Annotated in this window: 14 protein-coding genes and 1 riboswitch; of the genes, 7 read left to right on the top strand and 7 right to left on the bottom strand. The window is 71.7% G+C overall.

The genetic code is table 11. From position 1 onward, the window contains the following. Nucleotides 1-82: 82 nt before the first annotated feature. On the bottom strand, nucleotides 83-256 hold the full coding sequence (locus tag HMPREF3105_RS13185) for a hypothetical protein (protein ID WP_002856694.1): 174 nt from the start codon (nucleotides 254-256) through the stop codon (nucleotides 83-85). Nucleotides 257-407: 151 nt separating this feature from the next. On the opposite strand from HMPREF3105_RS13185, the gene HMPREF3105_RS03255 reads away from it, so the two are divergent. Further along, a complete protein-coding gene (locus tag HMPREF3105_RS03255) occupies nucleotides 408-1,091 on the top strand; it encodes a response regulator (RefSeq protein WP_002856693.1) in 684 nt (227 codons plus the stop codon). A gap of 11 nt (nucleotides 1,092-1,102) precedes the next feature. On the opposite strand, the gene HMPREF3105_RS03260 is transcribed toward HMPREF3105_RS03255, so the two are convergent. From HMPREF3105_RS03260 to HMPREF3105_RS03275, 4 genes are all read right to left on the bottom strand, one after another. Beyond that, on the bottom strand, nucleotides 1,103-1,936 hold the full coding sequence (locus HMPREF3105_RS03260; protein ID WP_020624816.1) for a thermonuclease family protein: 834 nt from the start codon (nucleotides 1,934-1,936) through the stop codon (nucleotides 1,103-1,105). Nucleotides 1,937-2,053: 117 nt separating this feature from the next. Beyond that, nucleotides 2,054-3,220, bottom strand: coding sequence for a glycine cleavage system aminomethyltransferase GcvT (gcvT, locus tag HMPREF3105_RS03265; protein WP_070708769.1), 1,167 nt, complete (start codon nucleotides 3,218-3,220; stop codon nucleotides 2,054-2,056). A gap of 13 nt (nucleotides 3,221-3,233) precedes the next feature. After that, nucleotides 3,234-6,170 carry an aminomethyl-transferring glycine dehydrogenase gene (gene gcvP / locus HMPREF3105_RS03270; RefSeq protein WP_070708770.1) on the bottom strand — a complete coding sequence of 979 codons (2,937 nt, stop codon included), beginning with the start codon at nucleotides 6,168-6,170 and terminating at the stop codon, nucleotides 3,234-3,236. Between the two features lie 162 nt (nucleotides 6,171-6,332). Next, a riboswitch (glycine riboswitch) is annotated at nucleotides 6,333-6,449 on the bottom strand. 218 nt (nucleotides 6,450-6,667) lie between these two features. After that, a complete protein-coding gene (locus tag HMPREF3105_RS03275) occupies nucleotides 6,668-7,939 on the bottom strand; it encodes an Nramp family divalent metal transporter (protein ID WP_080694971.1) in 1,272 nt (423 codons plus the stop codon). Between the two features lie 199 nt (nucleotides 7,940-8,138). On the opposite strand from HMPREF3105_RS03275, the gene HMPREF3105_RS03280 reads away from it, so the two are divergent. Together HMPREF3105_RS03280 and HMPREF3105_RS03285 are read left to right on the top strand one after the other, a co-directional pair. Continuing rightward, a complete protein-coding gene (locus HMPREF3105_RS03280; RefSeq protein WP_036338798.1) occupies nucleotides 8,139-8,510 on the top strand; it encodes an ectoine synthase in 372 nt (123 codons plus the stop codon). A gap of 82 nt (nucleotides 8,511-8,592) precedes the next feature. Further along, the gene (locus HMPREF3105_RS03285; RefSeq protein WP_036383960.1) at nucleotides 8,593-9,333 is read left to right on the top strand and encodes a YoaK family protein; all 741 of its coding nucleotides are present in this window, start codon (nucleotides 8,593-8,595) and stop codon (nucleotides 9,331-9,333) included. Here the strand turns inward: HMPREF3105_RS03285 and HMPREF3105_RS03290 are convergent. Then, nucleotides 9,308-10,516, bottom strand: a complete 1,209-nt coding sequence (locus tag HMPREF3105_RS03290) for an acyl-CoA dehydrogenase family protein (protein ID WP_070708771.1) — start codon at nucleotides 10,514-10,516, stop codon at nucleotides 9,308-9,310. The two genes, HMPREF3105_RS03285 and HMPREF3105_RS03290, sit on opposite strands and share 26 nt — an antisense overlap. A gap of 150 nt (nucleotides 10,517-10,666) precedes the next feature. Between HMPREF3105_RS03290 and HMPREF3105_RS03295 the strand changes: the two genes are divergently transcribed. After that, on the top strand, nucleotides 10,667-12,448 hold the full coding sequence (locus HMPREF3105_RS03295) for an AMP-binding protein (RefSeq protein WP_070708772.1): 1,782 nt from the start codon (nucleotides 10,667-10,669) through the stop codon (nucleotides 12,446-12,448). A 79-nt stretch (nucleotides 12,449-12,527) separates the two neighbouring features. Further along, nucleotides 12,528-13,085, top strand: coding sequence for a MarR family winged helix-turn-helix transcriptional regulator (locus HMPREF3105_RS03300; protein WP_070708773.1), 558 nt, complete (start codon nucleotides 12,528-12,530; stop codon nucleotides 13,083-13,085). A gap of 29 nt (nucleotides 13,086-13,114) precedes the next feature. Here the strand turns inward: HMPREF3105_RS03300 and HMPREF3105_RS03305 are convergent, their stop codons facing one another. Further along, nucleotides 13,115-13,888, bottom strand: a complete 774-nt coding sequence (locus tag HMPREF3105_RS03305) for an SDR family NAD(P)-dependent oxidoreductase (protein WP_070708774.1) — start codon at nucleotides 13,886-13,888, stop codon at nucleotides 13,115-13,117. Between the two features lie 180 nt (nucleotides 13,889-14,068). On the opposite strand from HMPREF3105_RS03305, the gene HMPREF3105_RS03310 reads away from it, so the two are divergent. Next, on the top strand, nucleotides 14,069-15,595 hold the full coding sequence (locus tag HMPREF3105_RS03310) for a CoA-acylating methylmalonate-semialdehyde dehydrogenase (RefSeq protein ID WP_070708775.1): 1,527 nt from the start codon (nucleotides 14,069-14,071) through the stop codon (nucleotides 15,593-15,595). Nucleotides 15,596-15,629: 34 nt separating this feature from the next. Then, the coding region (locus tag HMPREF3105_RS03315; RefSeq protein WP_168167987.1) for an NAD(P)-binding domain-containing protein at nucleotides 15,630-15,982 on the top strand (353 nt) is incomplete at its 3' end.

Consider the following 15,982-nt stretch of genomic DNA (forward strand, 5'->3'; position numbering starts at 1 on the left):
GGCGCGCCCGGGAGGGCGCGCCGCTCCGGACGGAGGGGGTCGATGGGCTCGAATCAGGCATCGGGGGCGGACCGCCCCGGGGTCAGTCGCACCAGATGCCGAAGTGGCGGCACGTCCACTCCGCAGTGCCTTTGCCGAGGCCCAGGGTCGTGACGACGTCGTCCTCGGCCGAGGCCGCCGAGGCGGCGGCGGCCGGAGCGCCGACGAGGGTGGAGGCGAGCAGGAGAGCGGAAGCGAGGAGAGCGCGAGTCTTCATGGCCCCAGTATGTATGACGCCCGTCACAAATGGTGCACGCCGCGCACAGGCCGCGCCGCGGCATGGCGCAGATGACGGCCGGCGGGCACCCCGGCCTCGCCCCGACGCCGACAAGGTGGCATGCGCCACAGCACCGGTTACGCTGACGTGCGTGTCCGAAGAGCTGCGCATCCTGATCGCCGACGACCAGCCGCTCATGAGCGGCGCGCTCCGCGTGCTCGTCGACTCTGCCCCCGGCATGACCTGCGTGGGTGTGGTCGCCAACGGCGTCGAAGCCGTGGAGGCGTGCGCCGCCATCGAGCCGGACGTGGTCCTGATGGACATGCAGATGCCCCTGATGGACGGGGTGGAGGCCACACGCCGGATCAAGGACACCCACCCCGCGATCCGGGTCCTGGCGATCACCACGTTCACGTCCGAGGACTACCTCGTGCCGGCCCTGCGCGCCGGAGCGGGCGGCTACCTCCTCAAGGACGCGGAGCCGCCGGCCATCCTGGGCGCCATTCAGGCCGTCCATCGCGGCGAGTCCGTGCTCTCCCCCGCCGTGGCGACCAAGCTGCTCGCCTCGATCGAGCGGGACCGGCCGACGGTGGGCCCCACCTCGGTGCAGCCCGGCAGCCCCGACGGCTCCGACCTCACCGAGCGGGAGCTGGGCGTGCTGCGGCTGCTGGCCAGGGGTCAGTCGAACCCGGAGATCGCCGCGAACCTCTTCGTCTCCGAGTCCACGGTCAAGGCCAACCTCACGCGGATCATGGCCAAGCTGGAGGTCCGCGACCGCGTCCAGCTGATCATCCGGGCGGCCCAGCTCGGGCTCGTCACCCTCGCCCTGGACTGAGCGCGGCGGGGTCAGCCGCGGGCCGCGATCTCGTTGCGCCGCGTGTTGAGGTCCTTCAGGACTTGCATCCCGTGCTCCACCACCGGGTCCGCCTCGGCCAGGAGCGACTCCTTGGCCGGCCCGTAGGCGAGGTCGGCGAACGTGCCGTTCTCCGGGTCGAGGGCCCGGATCTCCTGCTGCACCAGGCGCACCTGGTCCAGGCCGGCCGCGTACTCCACCGCTCGCTCGTCGATCTTCGTCAGGGACGCCTCCGCGTCCTCCGGGATCTGCTCCAGGGCGAACTGGGCCTCGTAGAGCCGGTTCTGGTACGTGCAGGGCTCCTCGATGTCGTAGAGCCCCACGCCGCGACCCACGGCCTCCTGATTGGCCTGGGCGATCTCCTCCGCCAGGCGCTTGCCGACGGCGACCTCCGTGGGGGCGGCCATGCCGGCCTCCGCCATGGCCACGTTGACGGTGCCGCCGCCGATCGAGATGACCGCGCTCTCCATCCCCTCGGGCGCGCCCTCGTCCGAGGTGGTCATGCTCGCGGTCGCCCCCTGCGGGAGCCGATCACGCAGCCAGGAGTAGGACTCCTCCCCCATGCAGAGGTTGGGGCCGACCTTGAGGCCCTCCGGGTTGCGGCCCGCGCTCGTGACGCCGGCGAGGACCACGGTCCGCTCGGTGCCGCCTTGGTTCACCACCACGGTGTTGCCGTCCAGCACGGTGACGATGTCCACGCGGGCGGCGTCGGCGGCCACGCCGCGGAGGACGGTGACGATGCCCAGCAGGAGCAGGACGGCGGCGACGGCGAGGAAGACCAGCAGCCCCTTCAGGGGGACCCGGGCACGGGCGGCGACGTGAGTCATGCGGACTTCCTGCAGGTGGACGGCGGGACGGGGGGCCGCGACGACGGCCCGGAGCCCGAGTCTAGCGAAGGGCCCCGGGACCGCCGAGCGGCGGGCCGAGGGACGGCTGCGTCGGGCTCAGCGCTCCCGGCGGTAGAACGGCGTGGCCACCACGGTGAACGGCTCGCCGCGGCCGCGCAGGTCCACCTGCAGGGACGTGCCCTCGGCGGCCACGTCGCGGCGGACACGGGCCAGGGCGATGGGGTGTCCGAGGGTCGGGCTGGGGGCGCCCGAGGTCACCTCGCCCACCCGCTCGCCGGACTCGTCCAGCACGGCGTAACCGTGCCGGGCGGCACGCCGACCCGCGCCCTGCAGCCCCACGAGGACCTCCTCGACGTCGTCCCTGCCGACCAGCGCGGACCGGCCGACGAAGTCGGCCTCCTTGCTCGCGGGCACCGCGAAGCCGACGCCGGAGGCGTGCGGCTGGTGCCCGGTGTCCAGCTCGTTGCCGTAGAGCGGCATGCCCGCCTCGAGGCGCAGCGAGTCCCGCGAGGCGAGCCCGCACAGCGTCAGCTCCACGCCCGCCTCGTCCGCGGCCGAGAGCATCGTGTTCCACACGGCGGAGCCGCGGTCGCCGGCCTCGGCGGTGGAGGCGGCGGGCAGGAACAGCTCGAAGCCGTCCTCGCCGGTGTAGCCGGTGCGGGCGACGACGGCGGTGACGTCGCCGGCGTCCGTGGGCACGGTCAGGGTCAGGTGGCCGTAGTACTTCAGCTCGGCCAGCTGCGCCGCGGCCTCCGGCATGGCCCGGGCGAGGATCTTCTCGGCCTGCGGGCCCTGCACGGCCACGAGGGCGGTGGTCGAGGACTCGTCCTCGACGACGGCGTCCCAGCCCGAGGCTCGCTGGTTCAGGGCGGTGTGGACCGCGGCGATGTTGCCGGCGTTGGGCACCACCAGGTAGTCGGGCTCGGAGCCGGCCTCGCCGTCGTCCATCCGGTAGACGATCGTGTCGTCCAGGATGGTGCCGGCGTCCGTCAGGCACAGGGCGTACTTGGCGCGGCCGGGCTTCAACGTGGAGAGCACGCTCGAGAGGGCGTGGTCCAGCATGGCCCCGGCCTCCGGGCCGGTGACCCGGATCTCGCCCATGTGGGAGAGGTCGAAGAGGCCGGCGGAGGTGCGGACGGCCTTGTGCTCGGCCAGCTCGGAGCCGTACTTCAGGGGCATGTTCCAGCCGCCGAAGTCCGTGAACGTGGCGCCCGCGGCCTCGTGGACCGGGTGCAGCGGGGAGTTGCGCGTCGAATCGCTCATGGGGGTGATCCTCTCAGTCCTCGTCGGCGGTGTCGGCCACGGCGCCCTCGAACGCCTCGGGCGGCGGGCACGAGCACACGAGGTTGCGATCGCCGTAGGCGCCGTCGATGCGGCCCACCGGCGGCAGGTACTTGTCCAGACGCAGGCTCGGCACCGGCGTGCCCGCCTGGGCGCGCGAGTAGGGGCGATCCCACTCGTCGGCCATCAGGACGTTGAGGGTGTGCGGGGCGCGACGCAGGACGGAGTCCGCCACGGTCTCCGGGGTGACGGCGGTGATCTCGGCGTGGATGGCCTCCATCGCCTCGATGAACCGCTCGATCTCCTCGAGGTCCTCGGACTCGGTGGGCTCCACCATGAGCGTGCCGGCCACGGGGAACGCCAGGGTGGGGGCGTGGAACCCGTAGTCGATGAGGCGCTTGCACACGTCCTCGGCGGTCACGCCCGTGCGGGCCGTGAGCTCGCGCAGGTCGAGGATGCACTCGTGCGCCACGAGGCCGTCGTTGCCCGTGTACAGCGTCGGGTAGAGGGGCGCGAGGCGGCGGGAGATGTAGTTGGCGCCCAGCAGCGCGTGCGCGGTGGCGGAGCGCAGGCCCTCGGCGCCCATCAGGTGGATGTAGGCCCAGGAGATGGGCAGCACGCCGGCCGAGCCGTGCGGGGCCGCGGTCATCAGGGCCTCGCGGGAGGGCAGGTACGGCACGAGGTGCTCGCCCACCGCCACGGGGCCCACGCCCGGGCCCCCGCCGCCGTGCGGGATGCAGAACGTCTTGTGCAGGTTCAGGTGGGAGACGTCTCCGCCGAACTCGCCCGGCTGGGCCAGGCCCACGAGCGCGTTGAGGTTGGCGCCGTCGATGTACACCTGGCCGCCCGCGGCGTGCACCGTGGCGCAGACCTCCTTGACGTCGGCGTCGTAGACGCCGTGCGTGGAGGGGTAGGTGATCATGATGGCCGCGATGCGGCCCTCGTTCGCCGCGATCTTGGCGTCCAGGTCGGCGGCGTCGATCGTGCCGTCGTCGGCGGTGGCGACGACGACGACCTTCAGCCCCGCCAGCACGGCCGAGGCCGCGTTGGTGCCGTGGGCGGAGGCCGGGATCAGGCAGATGTCCCGCTCGCCCTCGCCGCGGGCCAGGTGGTACTGGCGGATGGCCCACAGGCCCGCGAACTCACCCTGCGAGCCGGCGTTCGGGGCCACCGAGACGCCCGCGTAGCCGGTGATCTCGGCGAGCTTGGCCTCCAGGTCCGCGATCAGGAACCGCCAGCCCTCGGTCTGGTGGTCGGGCGCGAACGGGTGGATGGAGCAGAACTCGGGCCAGGAGATGGCCTCCATCTCCGCGGTGGCGTTGAGCTTCATGGTGCACGAGCCCAGCGGGATCATGGTGCGGTCCAGCGCCAGGTCGTAGCCGGAGAGGCGGCGCAGGTAGCGCAGCATCTTCGTCTCCGAGTGGTGGGTGTTGAACACCGGGTGCGTCATGAACGCGGAGGAGCGGCGCAGCGACTCCGGCACGGCCGGGGTGGCCACGGCGCCCTCGTGCGCGGAGGCCGGCAGGGAGCCCGCGTCCAGGCCGAACGCCGTCAGGACGGCCACGAGGTCGGCGTCGACGGTGGTCTCATCGGCGGCAATCCGCAGGGTGTCCGCGTCCACCAGGCGCAGGTTCACGCCGTTCTCCTCGGCGGCCTGCAGGACCTGCTCGGCCCGGCCGGGCACGCGGACGGTGACCGTGTCGAAGAAGTGCTCCTCGGCGACCTCGACGCCACCGGCCCGCAGCGCCTCCGCCAGGCGGACGGCCTGGGCGTGGGCGTGGCGCGCGATGCGGGCGATGCCCTGGGGGCCGTGGTAGACGGCGTACATCGAGGCGACGATCGCGAGCAGCGCCTGGGCGGTGCAGATGTTGGAGGTGGCCTTCTCGCGCCGGATGTGCTGTTCGCGCGTCTGGAGGGCGAGGCGGTAGGCGGGCTTGCCGGCGTCGTCGTGGGAGACGCCCACGAGGCGGCCCGGCATGCTGCGCTGCAGGCCCTCCTTCACGGCCATGTAGGCGGCGTGGGGGCCGCCGAAGAACAGGGGCACGCCGAAGCGCTGCGTGGAGCCGACGGCGATGTCCGCGCCCTGCTCCCCGGGCGGGGTGATCAGGGCGAGGGAGAGGATGTCCGCCGCGACGGTCACGAGGGCGCCGGCCTCCTTGGCCTGCGCGATGACGGCGGCGTGGTCGTGGATGCGGCCGGAGTCGCCGGGCTGCTGCAGCACGACGCCGCACAGGCCCTTCTCCTCGACCTCGGCGCGGACGTCCTCCGGGATGCCTGCGGAGAGGTCGGCCACGCGCACGTCGATGCCCACGGCCTCGGCGCGCAGGCGCACCACGGAGAGGGTCTGCGGGAAGAGGTCCGCGTCGAGGAGGGTGACGCCGTCGGTCCTGCGGCGGTTGGCGCGGTGCATGAGGAGCACGGCCTCGGCGGCGGCGGAGGCCTCGTCCAGCAGAGAGGCGTTGGCGATGTCCAGGCCGGTGAGGTCCTGGACCATCGTCTGGTAGTTCAGGAGGGCCTCGAGGCGGCCCTGGGAGATCTCCGGCTGGTACGGCGTGTAGGCCGTGTACCAGGCCGGGTTCTCCAGCACCTTGCGGAGGATGACGCCCGGGGTGACGGTGTCCGAGAAGCCCTGCCCGATCATCTGGGTCTTCATGACGTTGCGGCCGGCGATCTCGCGCAGCTGCTCCAGGACCGCGGACTCGGTCAGCGGGGCGGGCAGCTCGAGGGGCTTCGGCTGGCGGATGCCGGCGGGGACGGCGGTGTCCACGAGGGCCTCGAGCGAGTCGTAGCCCAGGGTCTGCAGCATGTGCTCGACGTCCGCGGGGCGCGGGCCGATGTGGCGGGCCACGAAGGGGGCCGAGGCGGTGTCCTTGGGCTCGACGCGCTCGTGGGGCAGCGCGGTCGTGCTCTCGGTGGTCTGGGGGCTGGTCACGGGGTACCTCCGGGGGGATCCTGCCGTGGTCACGGCGTGGGTCTGCTCCTCCCCGCTCTGTCATGGACCTGAGAGTTTCCGACGCCCGGGTGGGCGGCTTGCACCGTCGGTGGTCTCGGTCCGGACGCGGGCGCGACGGAGTGAGACGCTTTCCAGAGCGCCTGACCCCACGCGGTACGGATGCCTGAGAGATTCCCGGGGAGGGTTTGCTCCTTCGGCGGCCTGCTCACGCGGCCGGCCGGGGCAGGACGCGCGCCGACGCTCTCCCGCGCGGGGCATGCGGCGTGCCGCCAGTATCCCACACGTGTAGGCCGCGTCACAGGGCGACCGGGAGGGGCCGGACGGGGCGTGTCGAGGTCTTTCGTTGATGAAACGGCGGCGTGTCGAAGCGCTTTCGTTCAGGAAACGGGTGACGGGAGGAATGACTCAGTCGCATGCCGTCGGCTCACGACAGTCGGTAAGGGACGTCATTCGGCGGCGCGCGTCATCGCCGGGCCTCAATCCCACAGCCCGGCAAGCCCGCCCAGCTGGTAAACCGCGAGCCCGATGACGACAAGACAGACAAGCCCTCCCAGGGCGTTGGCCAGTGGGCCGTTCCGATGCGAGCCCATCAGCCGACGACTGTTCATCACGACCATCAGGAATACGGCCACGATGGGCAGGAGAAGCCCGTTCGCCGCCTGTGCGATGACGATGACCTCCGTGGGATTCGTTCCCGTCAGGGCAATGAGGGCACCGATCGCAAGGACTGCGCCCCACACGATGCGAGCAGGGACGCTGCGCAGATCGGTGTCCTGGCCCAGTGTGCCGGCAATCGCGTACGCCGCGCCGAGCGGGCCAGCTACGGCGGACGTGAACCCGGCCGCGAACATGCCCGCCGCGAACACCCAGCCAGCCGCGTCCCCGAGGAGGGGTTCCAGGGCGGAGGCGAGGTCCCGACCGGTCTCGGCCTGCATGCCCTTGACGTACATCCCACCGAACGCCGTCGCCATCACGGCCAGAGTGATTACACCTCCGACGGAGATCGACACCGCCGTGTCCGTTCTCGCCGCTCGGAGAGATTCCCGCGAATCCAGACCCGGCCCCCATTTCTCCTGCACCAAACTCGCGTGCAGGAAGAGGTTGTAAGGGACCACGGTGGTCCCGATCAGTGCGACCGCCAGCAACGCCGTGCCGGGTGGCAGCCGGGGAATGAACATGCCCATCAAGAGGTCGCCGATCGGAGGCTGAACTAGGACTGCAGTGACGATGAACAGCAGCCCCAATAACCCGACCATGACGGTCAGCACCCGCTCGATCAGTTTGTAGCTGCCTGTCCAGAGCAGAATGCCGATCGTGAGGACGATCCCGATGACGACCACGGGCTGACTGAGTCCGGTCACACTAGTTAAGGCGAGGGCGGTGCCGACTGTGTCACCACCGGCGTAGGACGCCCCTCCGATGCCGATCGCCGCGACGACGAGGATCGCCATGACAAGTCGTGCCGGCACCGAGGAGAACACCTCGCGCAGAGCGTGTCCGAGACTCATGCGGGTCGCGAGGCCCAACCGTCCCGACATCTCCTGCAAGACGATGGTGGCCAAAATTGAGAAGACGACAGCCCAGGCCAGGACGAATCCCTGCTCGGCTCCGGTAACGATGGAGGTTGTGATGGTCCCCGGCCCGATGAAGGACGCGGCGATGATTAGCCCCGGACCGAAACGACTAGGCCTCTCGTCTTGGGGCAACACCTCATTGGAGAACCGGCCATCCCTCGCCTGCGTTGCCATCGCGTCTCCTCCATCTCCGGCCCGCATGGGTCAAGATGAAGCGTATGCCGGGTATGATGCACATCATAGTGGATCTGGACTATTTCATCCCATATGAGCCCCCACGTGTTGCCCCTTATGGTCTGAGACGGGCATCCCTACGATGGAGCCAGGGCTACGGCCCTTTGCCCGACCCGCAGAGCTCGCCGAAAGGAACGCCATGTACACCCGTAGCCGGAACGACGTCGAGAAGGTCGAGTGGGGCGGAGGCACCTCCGAACGCCTCATCACCGCGAAGGACGAGATGGGTTTCGCCGTCGCCCACACGATCGTGCGCGCCGGATCGTCCTCGAAGCTCCAGTACCGCAACCACAAGGAGGCCTGTTACTGCATCGCGGGCAACGGCTCCGTGGTGGAGCCGGACGGCACCGTCCACGAGATCACGCCGGGTGTCATCTACGTCCTGCCGGACCACGAGCCGCACGACCTGCGCGGCGGCACCGAGGACATGCACCTGATCTCGGTGTTCAACCCCGCCATCACCGGCGACGAGAAGCACACCCTGTCGGAGGACGGCTACTCCAGCTACTGAGCCCGGGCACGGTGAGGGAGGCGTCGACGACAGCGCCTCCCGCGTCGGCGCCGACGGCGGCGTCCGGTCGTAGGGTGGCGGGGTGCTCAACCTGTGCGCCCCCGAGCGCACCGTGCGCCGCAACACCCACCTGGCGCTGGTGCTGACCGCGATCGCGGGGATCCTCAACTCCGTGGGCTTCGTCGCCGTGGCCACGTACACGTCCCACATGACGGGGATCGTGGCGTCCATGGCGGACGCGGCGGTCCTCCACGCCCCGGGTCTGGTCGGCACGGGCCTGCTCGCGCTGGCCATGTTCATCCTGGGCGCGGTCGTCTGCGCGCTGGTGTTCAACTGGGGCCGGGTCAACGGCCTCCGCTCGCGCTACGCCAACATCCTCCTGCTCGAGGGCGTCGGCATGCTGGTGTTCGGCCTGCTCGCCGAGCACGTCCGCGATGCGCACCGGCCGCTGGTCGTGGTGGCCGTGCTGTGCTTCACCATGGGCCTGCAGAACGCCTTGATCACCCGCATCGGGGCGTGGCCGATCCGCACCACGCACGTGACGGGCATGGTCACGGACATCGGCGTCGAGCTCGGCAAGATCCTGTACCGCAACGCGCCCGCGGCCGCGGCCCCCGTCGTCGGGGAACCGCGGCGCGTGGGACTGCTGGCGCTGCTCGTGGCCCTGTTCTTCCTGGGCGGGGTGGCGGGCGCGGCCGGCTACCTCTGGCTGGGCTTCGAGGTGGTCATCCCGGTGGCCGGCGTGCTGCTGCTCATCGCCCACCGCCCGCTGATCCAGGACCTGCAGGACGCGTGGCTCACACGAAGGCCGAGACGCCCGTGAGGGCACGCCCCACGATCAGGGTGTTCATGCCGTAGGAGCCCTCGTAGGAGTAGATGGCCTCCACGTCCCCCATGATCTTGGCGATCTCGTGCTCCGTGAGCAGGCCGTTGCCGCCGAGGGCGTCGCGGGCGAGCGCCGCCGAGGACCGGGCCAGCCGGGTCGAGGTGGCCTTGGCCATCGCCGCGTGCATCATCTCCATCCGCCCCTCCTGCCGCAGGGCGTCCACCTGGAGCATCATCCCGGCGGAGGCGGCCAGGTTGCCGGCGACCTCGGCGATCTGGGCCTGGATCAGCTGGAACGCGGCCAGCGGGCGACCGAACTGCTGCCGCCGCAGCGCGTAGGAGCGCAGCACGTCCAGCACGCCCATTTGCGCGCCGACGCCCTGCCAGCCGACCCACATGCGCGAGTCGCGCAGCAGGGCGCGGGTGGCGGCGAAGGTGGTGGCGCCGGGCAGGATCGCGTCCGTGGGCAGGCGCACGTCCAGGGTGATGTCCGCGTTCTGCATGATCCGCAGGCCCATCTTCCCGCTGATCTTGGTGGCCTCGTAGCCGGGGGTGTCGGTGGGCACCACGAAGCCCTTGATCTCGCCGTCGGCGGTGTCGCGCGCCCAGACGAGCGCGACGTCGGCGATCGTGCCGGCCCCGATCCAGCGCTTGGCGCCGCGGATGACCCACTCGTCGCCGTCGCGGGTGGCGGTGGTGGCGAGGCCTCCGGCGATGTCCGAGCCGTGGTCCGGCTCGGTGAGGCAGAACGCGCCCAGGGCGTCGAAGGATTCGAGGCGCCCCTGCCACGTGGCCTTCTGACGCTCTGAGCCCAGGCCGGCGATCATGCCGAGGTTGAGCTCGTTGTGGATGCCCACGAGGGCGGACAGGGACAGGTCCACACGGGCGATCTCCGCGTGCACGAGCTGCTGGAACAGCGAGGACGAGCCGTCCAGGACGAGGCGTCCCAGACCCAGCTCGGCCAGGCCCGGCAGCAGGTCGAACGCGAACTCCTCGGCGTCCCAATACCGGGTCAGGTGCGGCCGCACGCGGGTCTGCAGGTGGTCCTCGATCGCGTCGAGCCGGGCACGCTCGGCCGGCTCGAGGCGGTCCCGCAGACGGAGCAGGTCCACGTGGGGCAGGCCGGGAGGGGCGGCGGGCGCGCCGGAGTCGGGGACGGGGCGGTCGGCGATGGCGGTCATGGCTCTCCTTCGGGGGCGGTCCGACGACGGCGGGCGGTTTCGCCGCGAATCCGACTGTAGGACTTCCAACTATCCAGGTCTGCCAGTAGTGTTCCAGATCACAGGCCCCCGGCCAAGGATCCGTTCAGCAGCCATCCCGAGGAGGGACCCATGACCGTCCAGGACCCCACCGCCGTCGCCGCCCCGTCACCGACGGAGGTGTTCCGCGCGGCCCGCGACCTGCTGGTCGAGTGCCAGACCGACTATGAGCGCGCCCGCGCCGAGTTCGAGTGGCCCCGCTTCGAGCACTTCAACTTCGGCTTCGACTGGTTCGACCGCCTGGCCCAGGACCCGGCCCGCGCGGACGTGCCGGCGCTGATCATCGCCGAGGACGACGGGCGCAGCACCGAACGCACCTTCGCCGAGCTCTCCGCGGCCTCCAGCCGGGTGGCGAACTGGCTCTCCGCGCAGGGCCTGCGCCGCGGCGACCGCCTCATCCTGATGCTGAACAACCAGGTGGAGCTGTGGGAGTTCATGCTCGCCTGCATCAAGCTGCGGGTGGTCATGGTGCCCACCACCACGCAGATGACCTCCGGGGACCTCGAGGACCGCGTGACGCGCGCCGGCGCCGCGTGGGCCGTGGCCGGCGCCGAGGACCTGGCCAAGTTCGCCGGCGTCGGCGAGGGCCTGCACCTGGTGCACGTGCCGGGCGTCTTCGCGGAGGGCCCGGCGCGCCGCGCCCCCGAGGTCGCCGGCCACACCGTGCTCTCCTACGACGACGCCGCCGACGCCGCCACCGAGCTGACCCCGGCCGAGCCGACCCCCGCCGACGAGACGCTGCTCTTCTACTTCACCTCGGGCACCACCTCGAAGCCGAAGCTCGTGGAGCACACCCACACCTCGTACCCGGTCGGCCACCTCACGACGCTCTACTGGATCGGTCTGGAGCCGGGCGACGTGCACCTCAACGTGGCCTCCCCGGGCTGGGCCAAGCACGCGTGGTCCAACTTCTTCGCCCCGTGGATCGCGGAGGCCACGATCTTCGTGCACAACGCCCGCAAGTTCGACCCCGCGGCCCTGATGGCCAACATGGAGCGCTACGGCGTCACGAGCTTCTGCGCCCCGCCCACCGTGTGGCGCATGCTCATCAAGGCGGACCTGGCGCAGCTGACGACCCCGCCGACCAAGACCATCTCCGCGGGCGAGCCGCTCAACGCCGAGGTGATCGACCAGGTGCACAAGGCGTGGGGCACCACGATCCGCGACGGCTTCGGGATGACCGAGACCACCCTGCAGATCGCCAACACCCCGGGCCAGAAGGTCGTCATCGGCTCCATGGGCCGCCCGCTGCCCGGCATGGACGTCACCCTGCTCGACCCGCTCACGGGCCAGGAGGCCGAGGAGGGCGAGATCTGCCTGCGCCTGGACCCGCGTCCGGTGGGCCTGCTGAAGTCCTACTACGGCAACCAGGAGAAGACGGACGAGGTGTTCCGCGACGGCGTGTTCCACACCGGTGACATCGCCCGCCGCGACGAGAACGGCGTGCTGACCTATGTGGGCCGCGCGGACGACGTCTTCAAGTCCTCGGACTACAAGGTGTCCCCGTTCGAGCTGGAGTCGGTGCTGGTCAAGCACCCGGCCGTGATGGAGGGCGCGATCGTCCCCACCCCGGACGAGCTGCGCCTGGCCGTGCCGAAGGCCTTCGTCACCCTCGCCCCGGGCCACGAGCCCACCGCGGAGACCGCCCGGGCGATCCTGCAGTTCACGCTCACCCAGCTGCCCCCGTACAAGCGCATCCGCCGCATCGAGTTCCTCGAGCTGCCGAAGACCATCTCGGGCAAGATCCGCCGCGTGGAGCTGCGCAAGGCCGAGGTCGAGCGCGCCCAGACGGGCGCCGCTCCGGACGGCTACGGCACCGAGTTCCGCGAAGAGGACCTGGACCTGCAGCGCTGACCGGGCCGTTCCTCGCCGCCGCCCCGTCCTCGTCCGGCGGTGGCGGGGGACCCCCGGTGCGCCGCTAGTCTGGAGCGCCATGAAGAAGCCACCCCTCGCCCAGGACCCCATCCGGGAGGCCGCCCGGAACTGGGAGCGTCACGGATGGGGTGACGTCGCCCGCCCGATGGCCGCCATCACCTCCATCATGCGGGCCCAGCAGATCCTGCTGGGTCGTACGCAGGCCGCGCTCAAGCCCTACGGCCTCACCTTCGCGCGGTACGAGCTGCTGGCGCTGCTGAACTTCTCGCGCGAGAAGCGGATGCGGATGTCCAAGGCGTCCGCGCTCCTGCAGGTCCACCCCACTTCGGTGACCAATGCGGTGGACCGGCTCGAGGCCGCCGGGCTGGTGGAGCGCACCCCCCACGAGTCGGACCGCCGCGCGCTCGTGCTCGCCCTCACGGACGAGGGCCGGCGCGTCGCCGTCGCCGCCACGGAGACGCTCAACGCAGAGGTCTTCGGCCGCTCCGGCTTCGACCCGGCGGACGTGGACACCCTCATCGACGTCCTCGGCCGGTTCCGCGCCGAGGCCGGCGACTTCCAGGCCGACGGCCCCGACGCCGGCGCGCCCGCGACGGCGGAGCACACCTCCTCCTGACGCGCCCTCCGGCCTCCGGACCGTCCGGCTCAGCGGGGCTCGAGGCGCACGGCGCCGTCGAGCCGGATGACCTCGCCGTTCAGGAACGGGTTGGACACGATCTGCTCGACGAGCAGCGCGTAGTCCTCGGGTCGGCCGAGCCGGGCCGGATGCGGGGTCTTGGTGGACAGCGCCTCGCGGGCGGCCTCGGGCAGGCCGGCCATCATGGGCGTCTCCATCAGACCGGGGGCGATCGTGACCACGCGGATCTGCGAGGAGGCGAGCTCGCGGGCCGCGGGCAGGGTCAGCGCAACCACGGCGCCCTTGGAGGCGGAGTACGCGATCTGGCCGATCTGCCCGTCGTAGGCCGCCACGGAGGCGGTGTTCACGATGACGCCGCGGTCCTCGCCGAGCGGCTCCTGCGCCTTCATCGCGGCGGCGGCCTGGGCCATCATCGACACGGTGCCGACCGCGTTGATCGCCAGGACCCGGCTCAGCACCTCGGCGGACAGCGGCCCGTCGCGACCCACGAGCTTGCCCGGCGTCGCCACCCCGGCGCAGTTGACCAGCACCCGCAGCGGCCCGGCCTCCAGCGCGGCGGCCACGGCCTCCCGGGCGGTGTCCTCGGCGGTGACGTCGCCCGTCACGAAGCGCGCACGGGGACCGAGGGCGGCCACAGCGTCCGCGCGGACGGTCTCGCCCTCGCGGTCCGGCAGGTCCACCACCACGACGGCGGCGCCCGCGTCCGCCAGACGGCGGGCGGTGGCATGGCCGAGGCCCGAGGCCCCGCCGGTGACGATCGCGCTCTGGTTCGACAGGTCCATGGGCGGACCCTCCCTTCCTCCTCGGGATACCCCCCGAGTTCGATAGTTGCATGTCCTACGTTCTCATTTTAGATTAGCGGATGAGTAACCCAGATCACACGCACGGCCGGGCCCGCCCCGCCCGCCGTGGGCGGCGCCCACCGACGTCCGCCCTTCCGCCTGGACCCGCGAGGAGCCCCCATGTCCGAGAAGACCGCGCCCACCGAGACCGCCCCCGTGATCCCCCACTTCGTGCACGGCGAGCGGCGCGAAGGCGCCTCCGGCCGGCACGGCGACGTCTACCACCCGGCCACGGGCGGCGTGGCGGGGCGCGTGCCGCTGGCCTCCGCCGAGGAGATCGACGCCGCCCTGGCCTCCGCCGAGGAGGGCTTCGCCGCGTGGTCGAGGCTGAACCCGCAGCGCCGCGGCCGCATCCTGCTGCGCTGGGTCGACCTGATCAACGAGAACATGAACGAGCTGGCCACCGTGCTCGCCCAGGAGCACGGCAAGACCTTCCCGGACGCCCAGGGCGACATCCAGCGCGGCATCGAGGTCGTGGAGTTCGCCGCGGGCGCCCCGCACCTGCTCAAGGGTGAGTTCACCGCCGACGCGGGCACCGGCATCGACGTGCACTCCATCCGCCAGCCGCTCGGCGTGGCCGTGGGCATCACGCCCTTCAACTTCCCGGCGATGATCCCGCTGTGGAAGGCCGGCATCGCCCTGGCGGCGGGCAACGCCTTCGTCCTCAAGCCCTCCGAGCGCGACCCCTCCGTCCCGGTGCGCCTGGCCGAGCTGGCCCTCGAGGCCGGCATGCCCGCCGGCGCCCTCAACGTGGTGCACGGCGACAAGGCCGCCGTGGACGCGCTCATCGAGGACCCGCGCGTCAAGGCCGTCGGCTTCGTCGGCTCCACCCCGATCGCGCAGTCCATCTACGCCCACGCCGGCCGCATGGGCAAGCGCGCGCAGTGCTTCGGCGGGGCCAAGAACCACGCCGTGGTCATGCCGGACGCGGACCTCGAGATGACCGCCGACGCCCTGGTCGGCGCCGCCTTCGGCTCCGCCGGCGAGCGCTGCATGGCGATCTCCGTGGCCGTCCCGGTCGGCGAGGAGACCGCCGACCGCCTGATCGCACTGCTCCGCGAGCGCGTGAAGGACCTCAGGGTCGGCCCGTCGCTCGAGGCGTCCTCGGACTTCGGCCCCGTCGTCTCGAAGGACGCGAAGGAGCGCATCGAGGGCTACATCGCGGCCGGCGTCGAGGCGGGCGCCGACCTGGTCGAGGACGGCCGGGGCGTCGTCGTCGAGGGCCACGAGGACGGCTTCTACGTGGGCGCCACCCTGTTCGACCGCGTCACCCCGGAGATGAGCATCTACCGCGAGGAGATCTTCGGCCCGGTGCTCTCCGTGGTCCGCGCGAAGGACTACGAGGAGGCGCTCACGCTCGTGAACGAGCACGAGTTCGGCAACGGCGTGGCCATCTTCACCCGCGACGGCGACGCCGCCCGCGACTTCTCCACCCGCGTGGACACCGGCATGGTCGGCGTGAACGTGCCGATCCCCGTGCCGATCGCCTACTACACCTTCGGCGACTGGAAGGCCTCCGGCTTCGGCGACCTGAACCAGCACGGCACGGACGGGCTGAAGTTCTACACCAAGACGAAGACCGTCACCACGCGCTGGCCCTCCGGCGTGCGCGAGGGCGCCAGCTTCGTGATGCCGGCCGGCTCCTGACCGCCCCGCAGCCCGTCCTGACCAGGAGGACCCCATGACCACCGTTCTGTTCCTCGGCCTCGGCCACATGGGCGGCCCCATGGCCGCCAACCTCGCCGCCGCGGGTCACCGCGTGCTCGGCTTCGACCTCGTCCCCGAGGCCCTCGAGAAGGCCCGCGCGGCCGGCGTCGAGACCGTCACGGACACGGCCGCGGCGGCCGCGGAGGCCGACGTCGTGCTGACCATGCTCCCCCACGGACGCCTGGTGCTGGACGTCTACCGGGGTGAGGACGGCGACGGCGGCCTGCTCGCCGCCGCCCGGCCCGGCACCGTGTTCCTGGACTGCTCGACCATCGACGTCGCCGAGGCCCGCGAGGCGGCCGCGGCGGCGGAGGCGGCGGGCATGCG

The organism is Micrococcus sp. HMSC31B01 (assembly GCF_001816085.1).
Taxonomy (GTDB): domain Bacteria; phylum Actinomycetota; class Actinomycetes; order Actinomycetales; family Micrococcaceae; genus Micrococcus; species Micrococcus luteus.